Source organism: Streptomyces filamentosus (assembly GCF_014654895.1).
Taxonomy (GTDB): Bacteria; Actinomycetota; Actinomycetes; order Streptomycetales; family Streptomycetaceae; genus Streptomyces; species Streptomyces filamentosus.
Genome location: NZ_BNBE01000001.1, coordinates 2,618,315 through 2,637,727 on the forward strand (window position 1 = coordinate 2,618,315; position 19,413 = coordinate 2,637,727).

The window sequence follows — 19,413 nt, forward strand, 5'->3', positions numbered from 1 at the left end:
CGCGACGTACCCGGGGGCGCACCGGGGGACGGGTCCCGTCCCGGGCCGAGGGCTGAGACGGGGCGGGCGCGGGGGCCGGGGCGCATTAGGGTGACGGTATGTCCGCCACCCGGTACACCTACCTCGGCCCCGAAGGAACGTTCACGGAGGCCGCGCTGCGGAGCCTGCCCGAGGCGGCGACGCGGGAGCTCGTTCCCATGGTCTCGGTCCCGGCCGCGCTCGACGCCGTGCGGAACGGGGAGGCGGCCGCCGCGCTCGTCCCGATCGAGAACTCGGTCGAGGGCGGGGTGACGGCGACCCTCGACGAGCTGGCCTCCGGCGAACCGCTGATGATCTACCGCGAGGTGCTGCTGCCGATCGCCTTCGCGCTGCTGGTGCGCCCCGGGACCGCGCTGTCGGACATCAAGACGGTGACGGGCCATCCGGTGGCCCAGCCGCAGGTGCGCAACTGGCTGCGCAAGCACCTCCCGGAGGCGGTGTGGGAGTCGGCCGCGTCGAACGCGGACGGGGCCCGGCTGGTGCAGGAGGGGCGGTTCGACGCCGCCTTCGCGGGCGAGTTCGCGGCGGCGACGTACGGCCTGGAGGCACTGGTCAAGGAGATCCACGACGCGGAGAACGCGGAGACGCGGTTCGTGCTCGTGGGCCGGCCGGCCCGGCCGGCGGCGCCGACCGGCGCGGACAAGACCTCGGTGGTGCTGTGGCTGGGTGAAGATCATCCGGGTGCCCTTCTGGAACTCCTCCAGGAGTTCGCGGTGCGCGGGGTGAACCTGATGCTGATCCAGTCCCGGCCCACGGGGGCGGGGATCGGGAACTACTGCTTCGCCGTGGACGCCGAGGGCCACGTCTCGGACCGACGGGTCGGCGAGGCGCTGATGGGTCTGAAGCGGATCTGCCCGCAGGTGCGCTTCCTCGGTTCGTATCCGAGGGCGGGCGCGTCCCGTGCGGACGTCCGGCCGCTGCGGCGGGGGACCTCGGACGAGGAATTCACGGCTGCCTCCGACTGGCTGGCGAGGGCCCAGGACGGTCGGGCCTGACCCGATACTGACCGAGCGCCGCAATCCGTGCGTCCGGTCATCCACAGGCAGGCATCATTAGTCCTACCTGCATACTTTTCGGTTGCCCACACTGGTTATCCACAGGCGTCGGGGTTCACCTGGGGACAAGTCGACACCCGGGCTCGACAAGGTCGACAAATCGGCCTCATCACCCCTCGTGCACACGCGCTCCGTCCACAGACCTTGCGGCCGTTCGCGTCAGGATGATCCACAGTGACTCACTCTCCGGAGCGATGGATTCCCCTCGAAATGGGTGAGTGAATCGTGTTTGACCATGCAATTCGGAGGCCATGGAGGGGAAATCCACAGAGCTTCCGCACACCCTGTGGATAACTCGACCACAGGGAATTCCGAAAACTCCCAATTCGGACATAACAACACGCGCCCCCTTATCCGGTGGGGTCGCACGAGCGCGCACCGGTAGCCTGGTGGGGTGATTGACCTTCGCCTGCTCCGTGAGGACCCCGACCGTGTTCGCGCCTCCCAGCGCGCCCGTGGAGAGGACGTCGGCCTCGTCGACGCCCTGCTCTCCGCCGATGAGCGGCGCAGGTCGTCCGGCGTCCGCTTCGACGAGCTCCGTTCCGAGCAGAAGGCGCTCGGCAAGCTGATCCCCAAGGCCACCCCGGAGGAGCGCGCCTCGCTCCTCCAGAAGGCCGAGCAGCTCAAGACCGACGTCAAGGCCGCCGAGGCCGAGCAGAACGAGGCCGACGAGACGGCCAAGAACCTGCTCCTCCAGCTCGGCAACATCGTCCACGAGGACGTGCCGGTCGGCGGCGAGGAGGACTTCGTCGTCCTGGAGACGCACGGCACGATCCGTGACTTCGCCGCCGAGGGCTTCGAGCCCAAGGACCACCTGGAGCTGGGCGAGGCGCTCGGTGCCATCGACGTCGAGCGGGGCGCCAAGGTCTCCGGCTCGCGCTTCTACTACCTGACCGGCGTCGGCGCCCTCCTGGAGCTCGCGCTGGTCAACGCGGCCATCGCCCAGGCCACCGAGGCCGGCTTCGTCCCGATGCTCACCCCCGCGCTGGTCCGGCCGCGCGCCATGGAGGGCACCGGCTTCCTCGGCCAGGCCGCGGAGAACGTGTACCACCTGGAGAAGGACGACTACTACCTGGTCGGCACCTCCGAGGTCCCGCTCGCCGCGTACCACATGGACGAGATCATCGACGCCGACAAGCTGCCCCTGCGGTACGCGGGCTTCTCGCCCTGCTTCCGCCGCGAGGCCGGCACGTACGGCAAGGACACCCGCGGCATCTTCCGCGTCCACCAGTTCGACAAGGTCGAGATGTTCTCGTACGTCGCGCCCGAGGACGCGGAGAACGAGCACAAGCGGCTCCTGGACTGGGAGAAGCAGTGGCTCACCTCCCTGGAGCTGCCCTTCCAGGTCATCGACGTCGCCACCGGCGACCTCGGCGCCTCCGCCTCCCGCAAGTTCGACTGCGAGGCGTGGATCCCGACCCAGGGCAAGTACCGCGAGCTGACCTCGGCGTCCAACTGCGACGGCTTCCAGGCCCGCCGCCTCTCCGTCCGCATGCGCGAGGAGCAGGGCGGCAAGAAGACCGTCCAGCCGCTCGCCACGCTGAACGGCACGCTGTGCGCCGTCCCGCGCACCATCGTCGCCATCCTGGAGAACCACCAGCTCGCCGACGGTTCGGTGCGCGTCCCGGAGGTCCTCCGGCCGTACCTGGGCGGGCGCGAGGTCCTGGAGCCGATCGCCAAGTGAGCGCCTTCCCCTACCGCCTGGTCGCGACGGACCTCGACGGCACGCTGCTGCGGGCCGACGAGTCCGTCTCGGAGCGCACCCGGGAGGCGCTCGCCTCGGTGACGGCGGCGGGCGCCGCGCACATCGTCGTCACCGGCCGGGCGGTGCCCTGGACCCGGCACATCCTCGACGACCTCGGCTACGAGGGGATCGCGGTGTGCGGCCAGGGCGCGCAGGTCTACCACGCCGGCGAGCGCCGGCTGCTGACCTCCCTCACCCTGGACCGGCAGCTCGCCGGGCTCGCCCTGTCCAAGATCGAGGCGGAGGCCGGTCCGCTGGCGATCGCCGCGAGCCGGGACGGCCTGGAGGGCGAGGTCCTGATCGGCCCCGGCTACCGGTCGCAGGAGGGCCCGCTGCCGTACGTGCCCTACGAGGACCCGGCGGAGGTGTGGGCGGCGCCGCTCACCAAGCTCTACATCCAGCACCCGGTGATGTCCGACGACGAGCTGACCGCGGTCGCGCGCGCCACCGTCGGCGGTCTGGTCGACGTGGTCATGGCGGGCCCGGGGATCGTGGAGATCCTGCCGCTGGGCCTGAGCAAGGCCACCGGCCTCTCGCTGGCGGCCCGCAGGCTGGGCGTGAAGGCGGCGGACACGATCGCCTTCGGCGACATGCCGAACGACATCCCGATGTTCGGCTGGGCCGCGCGCGGGGTCGCGATGGGCAACGCGCACGAGGAGCTGCGGGCGGTCGCCGACGAGGTGACCGCCTCCAACGAGGAGGACGGCATCGCGGTCGTCCTGGAGCGCCTGCTGGCCGCCTGAGCCGCGGACGTGCGCCGGAAGGGCCCGCTTCCCCCCTGGGGAGGCGGGCCCTTCCGGCGTACGGAGAAGGGGCGGCCCGCGCGGACCGTGGTCCGCGCGCTCGAAGCGGCCGCCCCTCGGGAGATCCCCCGTGTCCCCCGCACAACTAGTGTGCTCCGGGCCGCCGTTCGGGGGCGAACGGTTTTCCGGGCGGCGGTCCGCCGTCCGGGTGGCGGGTGAGCGGGTAGCAGGCGAGACCGATGGCGAGCGAGAGCGCGTGCCCGAGGTCGGTGTACGTGCGGTCGGCGAGCAGCGGGGCGAGGAAGAAGGCCACGGCGCCCGCGAGGTAGAGCAGGCGCCAGGGGAGGCGCAGCCGGTAGGTGAGGACGCCCGCGGAGGCGGCGAGCCCGTAGCTCACTCCGATGTCGACAACGTGCGCCATGCTGCGCGGCACATCGTGGTGGGTGATCGCGAAGAGGACCACCTGCTGGCTGACGAGGGTGGCCACGATGTGCGCGGTGCCGACGGTGAAGAGCCACTTCGGCGTGCCGAGCCAGCGCTCCACGGGCGCGTGGAAGAGCTCGAAGAGGACCGCGTAGAAGAGCAGGGCGGCGGGGTCCTGGATCCAGAACGCGCTGCCGAGGAGGGCGCGGACCGGGTGGTGGGCCAGCTGGTGGAGGTTGCTGCTGTTGCGGTGCAGCAGATAGGTGTCGAAGCCGTCGGGCGAGAGCGCGAGGACGAGGCTGGTGGCCGCGATGACCGCGAGCCAGAGATGCGTACCGGGTGACGAACGCACCCACGACCTGATCGGTCGGGACGGTTCGCCACCCGGGGAGGTTTCGCTCGGCACCTCTCAGTGCCTATCACCCGGGGCTGTGCTCCGCCGCCGGGGCGGGGCGGCGCCTCAGAAGTTGATCATGTGTCCGGCGATGCCGTGGACCGCTTCCTTGACGGCCTCGCCGAGGGTCGGGTGGGCGTGCACGTTCCGCGCGACCTCGTGGACGGTGAGGTCCCACTGCTGGGCCAGGGTCAGCTCGGGCAGCAGCTCCGTGACGTCGGGGCCGATCAGGTGGGCGCCGATGATCTCGCCGTACTTGGCGTCGGCGACGATCTTGACGAAGCCGGTGGCGTCGCCGAGGCCGTGCGCCTTGCCGTTCGCCATGAAGGGGAACTTCGCGACCTTGACGTCGTAGCCCTTCTCGCGGGCCTGCGCCTCGGTGTAGCCGAAGCTGGCGATCTGCGGCTGGCAGTAGGTGGCGCGCGGGATCATGGCGTAGTCGAGCTCCATGGTCTCGGCGTCCGCGATGGTCTCGGCGGCGATGACGCCCATGGCCTCGGCGGTGTGCGCGAGCATCAGCTTGGCGGTGACGTCGCCGATGGCGTAGATGTTCGGCACGGAGGTGCGGCAGCGGCCGTCGACGTCGATCGCGCCGCGCTCGGTGAGGGCGACGCCGGTGTTCTCCAGGCCGTAGCCGGAGACGTTCGGGGCGAAGCCGATGGCCTGGAGGACCTTGTCGGCCTCCAGGACCTTGCTCGCGCCGTCCTTGCCGGTGACGGTGACGCGGACCTGCGGGCCGGACTCGTCGATGCTCTCGACGCGGGTCGAGGTGAGGACGTCGATGCCGAGCTTGCGGTACTGCTTCGCGAGCTCCTTCGAGACCTCCTCGTCCTCCAGCGGGGCCATCCGGTCGAGGAACTCGACGATGGTGACCTTGGTGCCGTAGTTGTTCAGCACGTACGCGAACTCGATGCCGATGGCGCCGGCGCCGGCGATGACGATCGACTTCGGGGCGTCCTCGGCGAGGATCTGCTGCTCGTACGAGACGACGCGGTCGCTGAGGGCCGTGCCGGGCAGCAGGCGCGGGGAGGCGCCGGTGGCGATGATGCAGTTGTCGAAGGTGATCGTCTGCGTGGTGCCGTCGGCCTTCGCCACCTGGAGGGTGTTCGCGTCGAGGAAGGTGCCCCGGCCGTCGAACTCCGTGATGCCGTTCTTCTTCATCAGGAAGTGGACGCCCTTGACGCGGCCGTCCGCGACCGTGCGGCTGCGGCTGAAGGCGTCGCCGTAGTCGAAGGTCACCGTGCCGTCGACCTTGATGCCGAAGGTCTTGGCCTCGTGGTTGAAGATGTGCGCCAGTTCGGCGTTGCGGAGCAGCGCCTTGGTGGGGATGCAGCCGACGTTCAGGCAGACACCGCCCCAGTACTTCTCCTCGACGACCGCGACCCGCTTGCCCAGCTGGGCGGCGCGGATGGCGGCGACGTAGCCGCCGGGGCCAGCTCCGAGTACGACGACGTCGAAGCGGTCTGACATGACTGACTCCCGAGGGTGATGAGGGTGTTCGGTCCGCGTACGTGCCCACAGTAGTCCGGTCTCCGGACGCCGCCCCGGCGGAACCGTCCCACCTGTGGGTAAGTTGTAGGATGACCGGGCGACCGGGTGAATCGAAGCGTGGAGGTACGGGACGGATGGCGGCACTGAGAGCGGCGGGGCGCACCTCGCTGGTGGACTCCGCGGTCGAGCAGCTGCGGGCCCAGCTCGCCGAGGGCGAGTGGGCCGTCGGCGACCGCATCCCCACCGAGCACGACCTCGCGCAGCAGCTCGGCGTCGGCCGCAACACGGTCCGCGAGGCCGTCCGGGTCCTCGTCCACGCCGGGCTCCTGGAGTCCCGGCAGGGCAACGGCACCTTCGTCCGCTCCACCGCCGACCCGGCGGCCGTCCTGCACGGCGTCCGGCACGCGGGCGCCCGCGACGTCCTGGAGCTGCGGACCGCGCTGGAGGCCGAGGCGGCCCGGCTCGCGGCCGAGCGCCGGGACACCCACGACCTGCTGCGGCTGCGGGCCGCCCTCACCACGCTCCGCGAGGAGGGCGACCGGGACGCCGACGCGGACCTCGCCTTCCACCTCGCCGTGGTCGGCGCCACCCACAACACGGCCTTCATCGAGGTCTACCGCTTCTTCTCCACCCAGGTCCACGAGGTCCTGGTCGAGGCGCTCGGCGACCGGGCGATGCCGCCGGTCGACATCGACGCCCACGAGGCCCTGGTCGCCGCCGTCGAGGCGGGCGACGCGGACGCCGCCGAACGCCAGGCCCGCGAGCTGCTGCGGATACCGGCGGAGACGGTGGCGGCGCTCGCCGAGGAGACGGCCGCCGCCCCGGAGAAGGGGGCACGCGCGTGAGGGGGACGGAAACGGGACCCGCGCGCGTGCTGGTCGACGCCGAGGCCGACGTACGGCCCTCGGCCGCCGGGGCGGCGGCGCGGCGGGCGCTGCTCGCCCATCCGGTGCTGCTGCTCGTCGGCATCGTGCTGGCCTCGCTCAACATGCGGGTCGCGCTCGCGAGCGTGGCCCCGCTGGTCGGGGAGATCGCCACGAGCTTCGGGCTCTCCTCGACCGCCGGCTCGCTCATCACCTCGATCCCGGTGCTCTTCCTGGGCCTCGGCGCGCTGGTCGCCCCCTGGCTGGGCCGCCGCTTCGGCGCCGAGCGGACGGTCCTCGCCGCGCTCCTGCTGCTCGCCGGCGGCATCCTGCTGCGGCTGCTGCCGTCGGTGGCGGCCGTGTACGGCGGCGGGGTCCTCGTCGGCACCGCCATCGCCCTGCTCAACGTGCTGATGCCGGGGCTGATCAAGCGGGACTTCCCGGACCGGGCCGCCGCGATGACCTCCGTCTACACGGGGGCCATGGTCGCGGGCGCGACGGTCGCCGCGGCGGCGGCCGTGCCCCTGGAGGACGCCCTCGGCGGGGGCTGGCAGGGCTCGCTCGGCTTCTGGTCGCTGCTCGCCGTCGTGGCGGCGGTGGCCTGGCTGCCGCAGGTGCTGATCGCCCGGGGCGGCACCGGCCACGAGGTGCGGGCCGTCCCGGCACCGGGCGCCGCGCCCACGCGCGTGTGGCGCTCGGCGCTCGCCTGGCAGGTGACCCTCTTCATGGGCCTCCAGTCGCTCTGGTCGTACGTGCTGATCGCCTGGATGCCGACGATCTTCACCGACCACGGGATGAGCCGCTCCGAGGCCGGCATGGTCTTCGCCTTCAACAACCTGATCCAGATCGCCGGGGCCTTCGCGGTGCCGCTGCTCGCGGGCCGGATGCGGAGCCAGCGTCCCCTGGTGGTGCTGGTGACGTCGCTCGTCGCGGCCGGTTACGCGGGGCTGCTCGTCGCCCCGGCCGAGGGCGCCTGGCTCTGGTCGGCGGTCCTCGGCGTGGGCCAGGGCGGGGCCCTGGGGCTCGCCCTGACCCTGATCGTGCTGCGGACCCGGGACGCCCCGACGGCCGCCCGGCTCTCCGGGATGTCCCAGACGGTCGGCTATCTGATGGCCGCCTCCGGTCCGCTCGCGGCCGGCGCCCTGCACCAGGCGACCGGCTCCTGGACGCTGCCGATCTCGCTGGTGCTCGCCGTCTGCGCGGCGGCCGCGGGCGTCGGCCTGCTCGCCGCCCGCGACCGTACGGTCTGACGCCCGCCCGGGGCTCCTACTCCTCGCCGGCGAGCGTCAGCGTGCGCAGCTTGTGGCCGGCGAACCAGGTCGCGCCCAGGGTGACGACGACGAGGAGCACGGTCGCCGTCGGCAGGGCCACGTCCGAGGTGATCAGGCCCTCGCCGGTGACCTTCTCGGCGAGCGCGAGCGCCCACTGCTGGACGCTGAGGGTGCGGGCTCCCGCGACCAGGGAGCCGAAGAGCGCCTCCCAGACCAGGGCGTAGACCAGGCCGATCACCACGGCGTGCCGGCTGATCGTGCCGAGCAGCAGGAAGAGCGCGCTGTAGGCGATGGAGGCGACCAGCGCCGCGATCATGTAGGCCACGGCGACCTGCTGCCCGTTGCCGTTCAGGATGAAGCCGGCGATCAGCGTCGGCACCGCCGAGAAGGCCATGGTGACGGCGATGGCCACGATCAGCTTGGTGGTGATGATCGTCGACCGCTTCACCGGCTTGGAGAGCAGGTAGACGATCGAGCCGTCGTCGATCTCGGGGCCGATCGCGCCCGTGCCGGCGATGACGCCGATCAGCGGGACCATCGTGGCGAGCGCGAAGCCGCCGAGGAGGTCGGCCGCGGTCTGGTCGTCCGCGCCGTTGAGCAGGCGGACGGCGGCGGCGATGACCAGGAGCAGCCCGGGCAGGAGGAAGAGGATCGCCGCCCGGCGGCGGCCGAGGAGGGCCCGGTAGGTGAGCCGGGCGACGGTGGGGTCGTACATCGGGATATCGTGCTCCTTTCAGGCCGCGACGAGATACGAGAAGACGGATTCGAGGGACTCGTCCGAGGGCGAGACCGTGAGGAGCCGGATGCCCCGCTCGCGCGCGACCTTCGGCAGCAGCTCGGTGAACCGGCCGAAGTCGACGGCCTGGATCCGCAGTCCGCCCTCCGTCGCGTCGACCTCGATGCCGGCCGTGGACGGGTCGGCGATCAGGGCGGCGGCGAGCGCCCGGTCGTCGCTGGAACGGATCAGGTAGCGGTGCGGCCGGTCGGTCATCAGGCGGCGGATCCGGCGGAAGTCGCCGGAGGCGGCGTGCCGGCCGGCGACGATCACCTCGATGTGGGAGGCGAGCTGCTCGACCTCCTCCAGGATGTGCGAGGAGAACAGGACCGTGCGGCCCTCGGCACCCATCCGCCGCAGCAGCTCCATGAGCTGCATCCGCTGGCGCGGGTCCATGCCGTTGAACGGCTCGTCGAGCAGCAGCACGGACGGCTCGTGGACGAGGGCCGAGGCCATCTTCACGCGCTGCCGCATGCCCTTGCTGTACGTGGCGATCTTCCGGTCCTGCGCGTACTCCATCTCGACGGTCGCGAGGGCCTTCTGGGCCTCCGCCGCGCCGAGTCCCTGGAGCTCCGCGTTGGCCACCACGAACTCGCGGCCGGTGAGGAAGTCGTACATCGCCTCCCGCTCGGGGACGACGCCGACGGAGCGGTAGACCGACTCGTTGCGCCAGACCGGCTCGCCGTCCAGGGTCACGCTGCCCGTGGAGGGGTCGAGGAAGCCGCCCATCATGTTGATGAGGGTGGACTTCCCGGCGCCGTTGGGGCCGAGGAGGCCGGTCACACCGGGGCCGATCGACATCGTGACGTCGTTGACCGCCACGACGTTGCCGAACCAGCGGGAGACGTGGTCGATGGTGAGGGTGCTCATGGGCGCGGCCCATTCCTTAGAGGGGTGGTGGCGGACGTCGGGAGGGCGCTCACAGTCCGACCTTCCGGTAGCGGCGCATCAGGACGCCGTAGCAGGCGGCGATGAGGCCGAGGACCACCACGAGGTAGACCACGCCGGCGCCCGCCCCGACCGGCACCTCGCCGGGGAAGGAGGCGGGAGCGCCGAGGAAGGCGTTCTGGAGGCCGATGACGAGGGTGAGGGGCGAGAAGAGGCCGAGCCAGGCGATGGCGTCGGTGTTCTCGGTGGCGTAGGAGATGCCCTGGAGGGTGGAGACCGCGCCGTAGGAGATGGTGAGGACGGCGATCACGGCGGCGACGCCGAAGCCGCGGCGCGGCGTCAGCGCGGCCATGACCAGGCCGATGCCGCCGAAGAGCACCGAGAGGACCGCGACCGAGACGAGGCCCTGGCCGAACATCTTGGCCTGCTCGGCGAAGTCCATCTCGGCCAGCATCGAGCCGATCCACAGGATCAGCAGCGGGGTGGCCGTGAGGATGAAGAGCGCCGAGGCCATCGCCCCGTACTTGGCGAGCACGTAGTCGATCCGCTCGATGGGCCGGGAGAAGTACAGCGGGACCGTCCGGAAGCGCAGGTCGCGGGAGACCGACTGGGGGGCCTGGGAGGCCAGGTAGACGGCGATGACGAGCTGGAGCAGGACCGCGTACTGGGTGTACTCGACGAAGAGCTTGTCGGCCTTGGTGTACACCGAGATGGCGACGATGATCAGCGCCGGCACGCACATGACGCCGAACAGGAGCATCGGCAGCACCTTCGACTTGGCGCTGCGGCCCAGGCCGTACGCCCCCCGCAGGGACTGCGAGAAGAGCGAGCGGCGGGCGTAGGAGCGGCCGAGCCTCGGGCCGTCGTAGGACCGGTATCCGATGTTGTGGATCCGGGTGGTGTCGGGGGCGGCCCCGGGGGCGGGGGTGCTCATCGGGCCTTGACCTCCTCGTGCTGTGCGGCTGCCTCGGGGCGGAAGACCTCGGCGATGTGGTGGCGGCGCTGTTCCATGCGGACCAGGCCGAGGCCGAGGCCGGCGACGGTGTCGCGCACCAGGTCGTACGTCTCCTCGCCGGGGGCCTCCAGGAGCAGGATGTGGCCGGCGCCGGGCAGGCCCTCCTCGACGCCCTCGTGGAGGTGGACTCCGGCGGCGGTGAGGGCCGCGCGGAGCGCGCCGGTGCCGTCGGGGTGTGCGTCGGAGTCGGTGACCTCGACCGCCAGGGTCGTGGTGGTGCGGGTGAAGTCGCTGGTGGAGCTGGACCGCAGCAGCTTGCCGCCGTCGATGACGACGACGTGGTCGCAGGTCCGCTCCAGCTCGCCGAGGAGGTGGGAGGTGACGAGGACGGAGATGCCGAAGTCGGTCCAGACGCGGCGGATGAGGCCGAGCATCTCGTCCCGGCCGACCGGGTCGAGGCCGTTGGTCGGCTCGTCGAGGAGGACCAGCTTCGGGTCGTGGACCAGGGCCTGGGCCAGCTTCACCCGCTGCTTCATGCCGGTCGAGTAGCCGCCGATGGGGCGGTAGCGCTCCTCGTACAGGCCGACGTGGCGCAGGGTGTCGGCGGTCCGCTCGCGGGCGGCGGCCGGCGGCAGGCCGGACATCCGCGCCATGTGGACGACGAACTCGGTGGCCGAGACGTCGGGCGGGAGGCAGTCGTGCTCGGGCATGTACCCGACGCGCTCGCGGATCTCCGAGCCGTGCGTCGAGACGTCGAGGCCCAGGACCTCGACGCGGCCCTCCGTGGCGGGGGAGAGCCCGAGCAGGATCTTGATCATCGTGGACTTGCCGGCTCCGTTGGCACCCACCAGTCCGGTCACACCGGGCCCGATGTCCAGGGAGAGCCGGTCGAGAGCGGTCACCCGGGGGAACCGCTTGCTGAGGCTTTCGGTGGCGATCACAGTCACGGTTCGAAGGTAGTGGCGGATGCCACAACGGTCGTCAGCCCTACGGATCGAACCCTCTCCGACTTCCGGCGTACAGACCCCGGGGGGTCCCGGAGACGAAAGTCGTCCGGCGAGTTTTCCACAGGCGGTCGTGCACACCCCTTGACGTAGCCGCCGGGCATTGTCACATTCATCGGTGTCAAGTTACGAACGCGTAGGGCGACCGGACGCTCACACGGGACGGGCGGGTGGCATGACCTCAGCAGTGGCAAGCGAACTGACCGCGGAACTGCGGGGGTTCAGGGAAGTACAGCAGCTCTCCTACGCCTGTGCGGAGGCGGTCGCGGCCCAGCTCAAGCCGGGCGTGACCGAGCGCCAGGCGGCACGGATGCAGCGCGAGTGGCTGTACGAGCGGGGGGTGAAGGACTGGTTCCACCGGCCGTTCGCCTGGTTCGGCGACCGCACCGCCTTCGTCGACTTCAAGATCCCCCTCCAGTTCTTCCCCACCGACCGGCGGCTGGAGGCGGGGATGCCCTTCATCCTCGACATGGCGCCCGTCCACAAGGGGTACACGGCCGACATCGGCTACAGCGGCTGCCTCGGGCTCAACCCGCTCCACGACAAGCTCCTCGCGGACCTGCGCGACCACCGCGAGCTGATCCTGCGCGAGGTCCGCGAGCGGCGCACCCTGCGCGAGATATACGAGGACGTGGACCGGCTCATGGTCCGCCAGGGGTACGCGAACCGGCACCGGGCCTATCCGTTCGGCGTCATCGCCCACAAGATCGACCGGGTGCGGGAGCGACGGTTCGCGCCGACCCTGTTCGGCTTCGGCACCCAGTCCCTCAAGGGCCTCGCGAGCGACGCCCTGCGCGGGCACCGGGACGGCTGGTCGCCGCTGTGGTCCCCGTACAAGTTCTCCGACCACCCGCCCACGCCGGGCCTCTGGGCGGTCGAGCCGCACCTCGGATTCCGGGGGACGGGCGCGAAGTTCGAGGAGATCCTGGTCGTCACCGACTCCCGGGACCCCGAGCAGAGCGCGTTCTGGCTGGACGACGACCTGCCGCACGTGCGGCGGTGGAACGAAGGAGCGGTGTGATGGCGGGCGCGGGACTGGAGGGGGCGCGGGAGCGCCGGGTCCGGACGGGCGGGATCGAGCTGTGCGTCGCCGAACTGGGCGACGCCGACCGGCCGACGGTGCTGCTCGTGCACGGCTACCCGGACTCGAAGGAGGTCTGGTCCGAGGTCGCGGTGCGGCTCGCCGAGGAGTTCCACGTCGTGCTGTACGACGTGCGGGGCCACGGCCGTTCGACGGCGCCGGCGCCGCTGCGCGGCGGCTTCACCCTGGAGAAGCTGACCGACGACTTCCTGGCCGTCGCCGACGCGGTCAGCCCGGACCGGCCGGTCCACCTGGTGGGGCACGACTGGGGCTCGGTGCAGTCGTGGGAGTTCGTGACCGTGCGGCGGACCGAGGGCCGGATCGCGTCCTTCACCTCCGTGTCGGGGCCGTCGCTCGACCACTTCGGGCACTGGATCAAGAGCCGGATGACCCGCCCCACCCCCCGCAGGGTCGGCCAGCTCCTCGGCCAGGGCGCCAAGTCCTGGTACGTGTACATGCTGCACACCCCGGCCCTGCCGGAGCTGGCCTGGCGCGGACCGCTCGGCAGGCGCTGGCCGAAGCTCCTGGAGCGGGTGGAGCGGATCCCGGCCGGCGACTACCCGACGGCCTCGCTGCCCGACGACGCGGCCACCGGCGCCTGGCTCTACCGGGACAACGTCCGGGCGCGCATGCTCCGGCCGCGCCCCGACGCCTTCGCGCACGCGCCCGTGCAGCTGATCACCCCCACCGGGGACGCCTTCCTCTCCGAGCGGCTCTACGACGACCTGGGCACCTGGGTGCCGGAGCTGACCCGGCGGAGCCTGCCGGCCAAGCACTGGGTGCCGCGCACCCGGCCGGACCAGCTGGCCGCGTGGATCACGGACTTCGTCCGCACCCACGAGGAGCCGGCGGCGCGGGCGCCCCGGCCCGTGGCGGAGACGGCGGCGCGGAGCGGGGTGCGTCCGGAGTACGCGGAGCGGTTCGGCGGCCAGTTGGTGCTGGTCACCGGCGCCGCCGGCGGCATCGGACGGGCCACCGCCTTCGCCTTCGCGGAGGCCGGGGCCCGGGTCGTTGCGGTGGACCGGGACGCCGAGGGCGCGGCCCGGACGGCGGAGATGGCGCGGCTGATCGGCGCGCCGGACGCCTGGGGCGAGGCGGTGGACGTCTCCGACGAGCAGGCGATGGAGAAGCTGGCCGCCAAGGTGGCCGCCGAGTACGGGATCGTCGACGTCCTCGTCAACAACGCGGGGATCGGCCTCACGGGCTCCTTCTTCGAGACCTCCAGCGAGGAGTGGAAGCGGGTCCTGGACGTCAACCTGTGGGGCGTGATCCACGGGTGCCGGGTGTTCGGGGCGCAGATGGCGGAGCGCGGCCAAGGCGGCCACATCGTCAACACCGCCTCGGCGGCGGCCTTCCAGCCCTCCAGAGCACTGTCGGCGTACAGCACCTCGAAGGCGGCGGTGCTGATGCTGAGCGAGTGCCTGCGGGCCGAGCTGGCGGGCCGGGACATCGGGGTGAGCGCGATCTGCCCGGGGATCGTCAACACCGGCATCACGGCGACCACCCGGTTCGCCGGGGTCACGGATCCGGCGGAGGAGAAGCGGCGGCAGCGGAAGGCGTCACGGCTGTACGGCCTGCGGAACTACCCGCCGGAGAAGGTCGCGGACGCGATCCTGGGGGCGGTGCTGCACGACCGGGCGGTCGTGCCGGTCACCCCCGAGGCCCACGGCGTCCACGCCCTCTCCCGGCTGGCCCCGGGCGTGCTCCGCACCCTGGCCCGCTGGCAGCCGCCGGCGTGACACCCGGCCGTCCGCCCGGAGCCGGGGGCGGGCGGACGGCCGGGGTCGGGGGCGGAATGCCGGGGGTCCGGGAACGGACGGCGCGGGGTCCGGAGGCGGACGGCTCGGTCGGGAGGTGAGCGGTCCGCACCTCAGGCGGGCAGGCGGCCGGGAGCGGGGGAGCGCGCCGGGGCCGAGCGGGGGACGGCCGTACGATCCCTCGCAGAAGGGGCCCCGTGCGGGGTGGAGCGATCGGCCGGTGGGAGCGGGTTTGTCCGAGCAGTCAGCAGTGCGGCCGGAGTACCGGATCGAGGATCTCGCCCACCACAGCGGGGCCACGGTGCGGACGATCCGCGCCTACCAGGACCGGGGCCTGCTGCCCCGCCCCGAGCGGCGGGGCAGGTCGAACGTGTACGGGGACAGCCACCTGGCCCGGCTGCACCAGATCGCCGACCTCCTCGACCGGGGCTACACCCTGGCCTCGATCAAGGAGCTGCTCGACGCGTGGGACACCGGCCGGGGGCTCGGCGGGGTGCTCGGCCTCGTCGCGGAGGTCCAGGGACCGTGGACCGACGAGGAGGCGGCCCGGATCACCCGCGCGGAGCTCGACGCCCGCTTCGGCGGCGCGCCCGACGAGGAGGCCGTACGGGAGGCGGTCGAGCTCGGAGTACTGGAGCGGCTGCCGGACCGGGAGACCGAGGAGTACCTGGTCCCGAGCCCCCAGGAGCTGGCGGTGGCCGTGGAGTTGTACGCGGCGGGGGTACCCCTGCCCGCGATCACCGGACACCTGAGGGAACTTCGCGAGCAGGTCGAGCACATAGCGGTCCGTTTCCTGGAGTTCACCACCGAGCACGTCTTCGCCCGCTATCTGGAGCACCGGCCGCCGACGGACTCCGACGCGGCCGAGGCGGCGACGATGGTGCGGCGGCTGCGGCCGCTCGCCCAGCAGACCGTGGACGCCGAACTGGCACGCGCCATGCGGATTCTGGCGACCCGTCATCTCCAGTTGCACCTGTCGTCCGACGCCCCGCCCGCGAAGGACGACGAGCCCCGTCCCGTACCGCTGCCGGCCGACACGATCAGGGCCGTACAGGCGCTCGTCGGGGCGGAGGGGGTCGCGGCCTTCGTGACGGCCGCCACCGAACGCGAGGTCAACAAAAGAACATTGGACGCATTGACGGCAAATGCCCTCAATTCTCGCGGGGTCCGCAAAACCACTTGATCCTGCCGGGAAGTTGTCCACAGAATCGCGAACTAACCTGTGGATAACTCCACTTGACTGTGGAACAAACCTGGACGGGGAGAAAAGATGGATGAACCTCGCGCGATGGACGAGCGTCGCACGGTGAAGGTGTCGAAGTACCTGTCGAAGCACCTGCGGCACCAGCCCGAACGGATCGGCCTCACGCTCGACGCGCACGGCTGGACCGAGATCGACGCCCTGCTCGCCGCCGCGGCGGCCCACGGCTTCCCGATCAGCCGGGCGGAGCTCGACCGGGTGGTCACCACCAACGACAAGAAGCGCTTCGCGGTCGAGGGGACCCGGATCCGGGCCAGCCAGGGCCACACGATCGACGTCGACCTGGACCTGCCGCCCGCCGAACCGCCCGCGTACCTCTACCACGGCACGATCGCCGCCCGGCTGCCCGCGATCCGGGCGGAGGGGCTGCGGCCCATGGCCCGCCACGACGTGCACCTCTCCCCCGACCGCGAGACGGCCACCCGGGTCGGCGCGCGGCGGGGCCGGCCGGTGGTGCTGAGCGTCGACGCGGGCGCGATGCACCGCGCGGGCCACGAGTTCCGCGTCAGTGCCAACGGAGTCTGGCTGACCGGGGCCGTACCTCCCGGGTTCATCGGCTTTCCCGCGTGAGGGACGGCCCCCGGGGCGAGGGCTCCCCAGGATCGGACTCCCTCAGGGCCGGCGCTCCCTCAGGGCCGGACGTCGTCCTCACGCGGGTCGAGGCGTGATCGCTGAGGCATGATCGAGGCATGGTCCATCCTCATCTGCCCAGCACCCAGGCCGCCGTCGTCGCCGTCCGCGCGCTCGCCGAGGAGTTCCGCCTGGAGATGACGGTCTCCGACGACATCGGCGCGGACCAGACCTCCCGCCGCACCTCCGCCGGCGTCTTCCGGGTGCTCGACGAGGACGGCTCGCTGCCGCACGAGGCGTTCATCGAACTCGGCGGCTCCCCCTACGTGTCCGTGTTGCTCCACCCCGAGGGCGACGCCCTGATCGTCGTGGACGGCGTCGAGTTCGCCGATGTGCCGAGGGACGCCGTCCCCGGTTTCGTACGGGCGCTCCACACCGGCCTCGCGTACGTGAAGGGGCGTTTCTTCCCGCCCGGCCAGTGGCTGATCGTCCCCGTCCCCGGCGGCGAGACCTACAAGGAGCTGGTCCCGACGATGACGCTCACCCCGTGGCTGAACAGTCGCTTCCGCTGACGCGCGACCCGCTCCAGAGGGGCTGGACGACGGCAGGGCCGACGACCGTGCCGGGCGCCCGGTCCGGGACGGGCACGACGAAGACCACCGGCGCGCCCTCGTAGGGGACGCCGAACATGACGGTCTCGCGGAGGCTGACGAGGGTGAACTCGTCCTCACCCGCATCCCCTTCGTCCTCTTCACCTTCTTCATCGGCTCCTTCGGCTCCGTCGGCTCCGCCTTTCCCCGGGACTTCCTCCTGGTCCTCTCCGTAGGGGAAGAACGAGTCCCAGTTGCAGACGGACAGGGGCGTGCGCAGCGCGGTGTCGTCGGTGGCGTGGAGCGTGGCCGTGCCCTCGCCGTCCACGGCCTGGAGCACGCGCAGGGCCGGCGGGTCGCCCCGGCGGAGGGCGAGGGACCGGCGGAGGGTCCGGAGGCCCGTGCCCGTCAGGGAGATGCCGGGCAGCCCGGTGACCAGGGCGAGGAGCTGCCAGCCGACGGCGTCGTACGGCTCGGCGGCCAGGCGCCGCCACCTGCCGTCCTCCAGGACGGTGACGGTGGTGCCGAGGCGCTGGTCCTCGGGGTAGACCGCGTCGACGACGATCCGGCGGCCGTCCTCGGTGCGGAGGGTCAGTGACATGTCGCTGCGGTGCGTGACCTCGGCCTCGGTACGGGTCGCCCGGGCGGCCCGGTCCTCGTCCGCGTGCACCCCGCGCAGGCCCAGGAGGGTCGCGGCGACGGCCACGGCGCACAGCAGCAGCCCGGCGGCGAGCCGGTAGGCGCCCCGCTTCGGAAGGGCGGCGGTGACGGGGGCAGCGGCGAGGGCGGACGGGAGCGCGGTCGCGCCGGAGGTCCGTACGAAGAGCAGGCGCTGGCGGCGGCGGGCGGTCAGCCGCGCGAGGGCGGCGGCCCAGCCGAGGACGAGGGCGGCGACGACCGCCGCGTTCGCCGCCACGGACACCACGGACACCTCGCCGAGCGCACCCCCGGACGCGGCTCCGGCCTCGGTGAAGTACCCGGCCACCACCAGGACGGCGACCGTCGGCGCGGCGACGAGGGTGAGCTCGGGGAGCCGGGCGTTCCAGTGCAACAGGCCGATGGCCAGGGCCGTCTGGACCAGGCCGTACCAGTCGGGACCACAGGGGGTCGCGTCGCCGCACACGGGCACGGGCTCCACGACGATCGCCACGACCACCGTCACCAGCAGCGCGAGGACGGACCACAGGGGCCGCGCCCACCGGCCCGGCCCGGCGGCCGCCCAGGCCGCCGCGTCGGCGCTCCGCCAGCCGGGCACCCCGTCCGTGAGTGGCCCGGCGGGCAGGCGCACCGGTGCGGGCACGGAGGGGGGCGACGTCGGCAGAGGTGTCGGGGACATGCCCGGAGTATCCGGGAAGTCCCGTCCCCGCCGCCAATGCGTATCGCCGACGGAGGGACCAGGACCACCACCAGCGCGGACCGCCCCGCCGGCCGGGCGATGGACCTCGGCGGCTCGACCCGACCGACTCGGCTCAGCCCAACCGGCTCAGTCCAACCAGCTCAACCGACCCAGACCAGCCGACCCGACCGGCTCAGCCCAGCCGACCCAACCGGCTCAACCCAGCCGACTCAGCCCAGCCGACTCAGCGCCTCCGTGGCGATGGACTCGAAGACGGCCTGGTCGGCGGCGAAGACCGAGTCCTGGATCGGCCAGTGGATGACGATCTCGGTGAAGCCGAGGTCGCGGTGGGTCCCGGCGAAGTCCACGAAGCCCTCCAGGGAGGAGAGCACCGCGTTCTTCTCGGGGGTGAAGCTGGTGAGCAGGACCTTGTCGAGCTCGGCCACGTCCCGCCCGGTCTCGGCGCACGCCTTGCCGAGCCGCTCGATCTGGCCGCGCAGGGCCTCGACGGACTGCGCGGCGGTGCCCGTCTCGTACAGCTTCGGGTCGCCGGTCGTCACCCACGCCTGCCCGTGGCGGGCGGCGAGCCGCATGCCGCGCGGGCCGGTCGCGGCGACCGCGAAGGGCAGCCGGGGGCGCTGGACGCAGCCGGGGATGTTGCGGACCTCGTCGGCCGAGTAGAACGTGCCGCGCTCCGTCACCACGTCCTCGGTGAGCAGCCGGTCGAGGAGCGGGACGAACTCGCCGAAGCGGTCGGCCCGCTCCTTCGGCGTCCACGGCTCCTGGCCGAGCGCGGTGGCGTCGAAGCCGTTGCCGCCGGCTCCGATGCCGAGGGTGATCCGGCCGCCGGAGACGTCGTCGAGGGTGATCAGCTCCTTAGCCAGCGTCACGGGGTGCCGGAAGTTGGGCGAGGTGACGAGGGTGCCCAGGCGCAGGCGTTCCGTGGCGGTCGCGGCGGCAGTGAGGGTGGGCAGGGCGCCGAACCAGGGGCCGTCCCGGAAGGTGCGCCAGGACAGGTGGTCGTAGGTGTACGCGGTGTGGAAGCCGAGTTCCTCGGCTCGCCGCCACGTCTCGCGACCTCCCTCGTGCCAGCGGTCGACAGGCAGGATCACGGTGCTCAGGCGCAGGGTCATGCCCCGAGCGTACGACGGACCCGGCCACCGGAACCGCGCC

Annotated in this window: 18 protein-coding genes; 10 read left to right on the plus strand and 8 right to left on the minus strand. The window is 72.2% G+C overall.

Annotated elements, in window-relative coordinates; all coding sequences use genetic code 11:
• Window positions 1-98 precede the first annotated feature (98 nt).
• The 3 genes from pheA (at window position 99) to IE326_RS11870 (ending at window position 3,581) form a co-directional block, all read left to right on the plus strand.
• A complete protein-coding gene (gene pheA, locus IE326_RS11860) occupies window positions 99-1,034 on the plus strand; it encodes a prephenate dehydratase (protein WP_030752278.1) in 936 nt (311 codons plus the stop codon).
• 454 nt (window positions 1,035-1,488) lie between these two features.
• A complete protein-coding gene (gene serS, locus IE326_RS11865) occupies window positions 1,489-2,778 on the plus strand; it encodes a serine--tRNA ligase (RefSeq protein WP_150229682.1) in 1,290 nt (429 codons plus the stop codon).
• Window positions 2,775-3,581: an HAD family hydrolase gene (locus IE326_RS11870; protein WP_190041486.1), complete on the plus strand. Its 807-nt coding sequence runs from the start codon at window positions 2,775-2,777 to the stop codon at window positions 3,579-3,581. Before serS ends, IE326_RS11870 begins: the two co-directional genes overlap by 4 nt.
• A gap of 145 nt (window positions 3,582-3,726) precedes the next feature.
• Here IE326_RS11870 and IE326_RS11875 read toward each other — a convergent pair whose 3' ends face one another.
• Together IE326_RS11875 and lpdA are read right to left on the minus strand one after the other, a co-directional pair.
• Complete coding sequence (locus tag IE326_RS11875) at window positions 3,727-4,356, minus strand: rhomboid-like protein (RefSeq protein WP_308440309.1); 630 nt, start codon at window positions 4,354-4,356, stop codon at window positions 3,727-3,729.
• A 108-nt stretch (window positions 4,357-4,464) separates the two neighbouring features.
• The gene (gene lpdA / locus IE326_RS11880; protein WP_030752266.1) at window positions 4,465-5,868 is read right to left on the minus strand and encodes a dihydrolipoyl dehydrogenase; all 1,404 of its coding nucleotides are present in this window, start codon (window positions 5,866-5,868) and stop codon (window positions 4,465-4,467) included.
• Between the two features lie 155 nt (window positions 5,869-6,023).
• On the opposite strand from lpdA, the gene IE326_RS11885 reads away from it, so the two are divergent.
• Both IE326_RS11885 and IE326_RS11890 read left to right on the plus strand, forming a co-directional pair.
• The gene (locus tag IE326_RS11885; protein ID WP_150229676.1) at window positions 6,024-6,734 is read left to right on the plus strand and encodes a FadR/GntR family transcriptional regulator; all 711 of its coding nucleotides are present in this window, start codon (window positions 6,024-6,026) and stop codon (window positions 6,732-6,734) included.
• The gene (locus tag IE326_RS11890) at window positions 6,731-8,002 is read left to right on the plus strand and encodes a CynX/NimT family MFS transporter (protein WP_229915301.1); all 1,272 of its coding nucleotides are present in this window, start codon (window positions 6,731-6,733) and stop codon (window positions 8,000-8,002) included. Before IE326_RS11885 ends, IE326_RS11890 begins: the two co-directional genes overlap by 4 nt.
• 16 nt (window positions 8,003-8,018) lie before the next feature.
• On the opposite strand, the gene IE326_RS11895 is transcribed toward IE326_RS11890, so the two are convergent.
• The 4 genes from IE326_RS11895 to IE326_RS11910 are packed head-to-tail and all read right to left on the minus strand — an operon-like array spanning window position 8,019 to window position 11,582.
• The gene (locus IE326_RS11895; RefSeq protein ID WP_150229674.1) at window positions 8,019-8,738 is read right to left on the minus strand and encodes an ABC transporter permease; all 720 of its coding nucleotides are present in this window, start codon (window positions 8,736-8,738) and stop codon (window positions 8,019-8,021) included.
• An 18-nt stretch (window positions 8,739-8,756) separates the two neighbouring features.
• Entirely contained in the window at window positions 8,757-9,668 is a 912-nt protein-coding gene (locus IE326_RS11900) for an ABC transporter ATP-binding protein (RefSeq protein ID WP_030752246.1), read from the minus strand.
• A gap of 49 nt (window positions 9,669-9,717) precedes the next feature.
• A complete protein-coding gene (locus tag IE326_RS11905) occupies window positions 9,718-10,620 on the minus strand; it encodes an ABC transporter permease (protein WP_030752243.1) in 903 nt (300 codons plus the stop codon).
• On the minus strand, window positions 10,617-11,582 hold the full coding sequence (locus IE326_RS11910) for an ABC transporter ATP-binding protein (RefSeq protein WP_150232887.1): 966 nt from the start codon (window positions 11,580-11,582) through the stop codon (window positions 10,617-10,619). The genes IE326_RS11905 and IE326_RS11910 overlap by 4 nt, the downstream gene beginning before the upstream one ends.
• A gap of 238 nt (window positions 11,583-11,820) precedes the next feature.
• Here IE326_RS11910 and IE326_RS11915 point away from each other — a divergent pair, with 238 nt between their 5' ends.
• The 5 genes from IE326_RS11915 (at window position 11,821) to IE326_RS11935 (ending at window position 16,886) form a co-directional block, all read left to right on the plus strand.
• Entirely contained in the window at window positions 11,821-12,666 is an 846-nt protein-coding gene (locus IE326_RS11915; protein ID WP_030752237.1) for a M24 family metallopeptidase, read from the plus strand.
• Window positions 12,666-14,465, plus strand: a complete 1,800-nt coding sequence (locus IE326_RS11920; protein WP_190041488.1) for an SDR family oxidoreductase — start codon at window positions 12,666-12,668, stop codon at window positions 14,463-14,465. The genes IE326_RS11915 and IE326_RS11920 overlap by 1 nt, the downstream gene beginning before the upstream one ends.
• Before the next feature lie 250 nt (window positions 14,466-14,715).
• Window positions 14,716-15,666: a MerR family transcriptional regulator gene (locus tag IE326_RS11925; RefSeq protein ID WP_190041489.1), complete on the plus strand. Its 951-nt coding sequence runs from the start codon at window positions 14,716-14,718 to the stop codon at window positions 15,664-15,666.
• A 105-nt stretch (window positions 15,667-15,771) separates the two neighbouring features.
• The gene (locus tag IE326_RS11930; RefSeq protein ID WP_190042223.1) at window positions 15,772-16,314 is read left to right on the plus strand and encodes an RNA 2'-phosphotransferase; all 543 of its coding nucleotides are present in this window, start codon (window positions 15,772-15,774) and stop codon (window positions 16,312-16,314) included.
• Between the two features lie 119 nt (window positions 16,315-16,433).
• Complete coding sequence (locus tag IE326_RS11935) at window positions 16,434-16,886, plus strand: hypothetical protein (RefSeq protein WP_150229666.1); 453 nt, start codon at window positions 16,434-16,436, stop codon at window positions 16,884-16,886.
• On the opposite strand, the gene IE326_RS11940 is transcribed toward IE326_RS11935, so the two are convergent.
• The gene (locus IE326_RS11940) at window positions 16,855-18,240 is read right to left on the minus strand and encodes a hypothetical protein (RefSeq protein ID WP_190041490.1); all 1,386 of its coding nucleotides are present in this window, start codon (window positions 18,238-18,240) and stop codon (window positions 16,855-16,857) included. The genes IE326_RS11935 and IE326_RS11940 overlap by 32 nt on opposite strands.
• 230 nt (window positions 18,241-18,470) lie before the next feature.
• Window positions 18,471-19,373 (minus strand): LLM class flavin-dependent oxidoreductase, encoded by a 903-nt coding sequence (locus IE326_RS11945; RefSeq protein WP_030752221.1) that lies wholly within the window; start codon window positions 19,371-19,373, stop codon window positions 18,471-18,473.
• Window positions 19,374-19,413 lie beyond the last annotated feature (40 nt).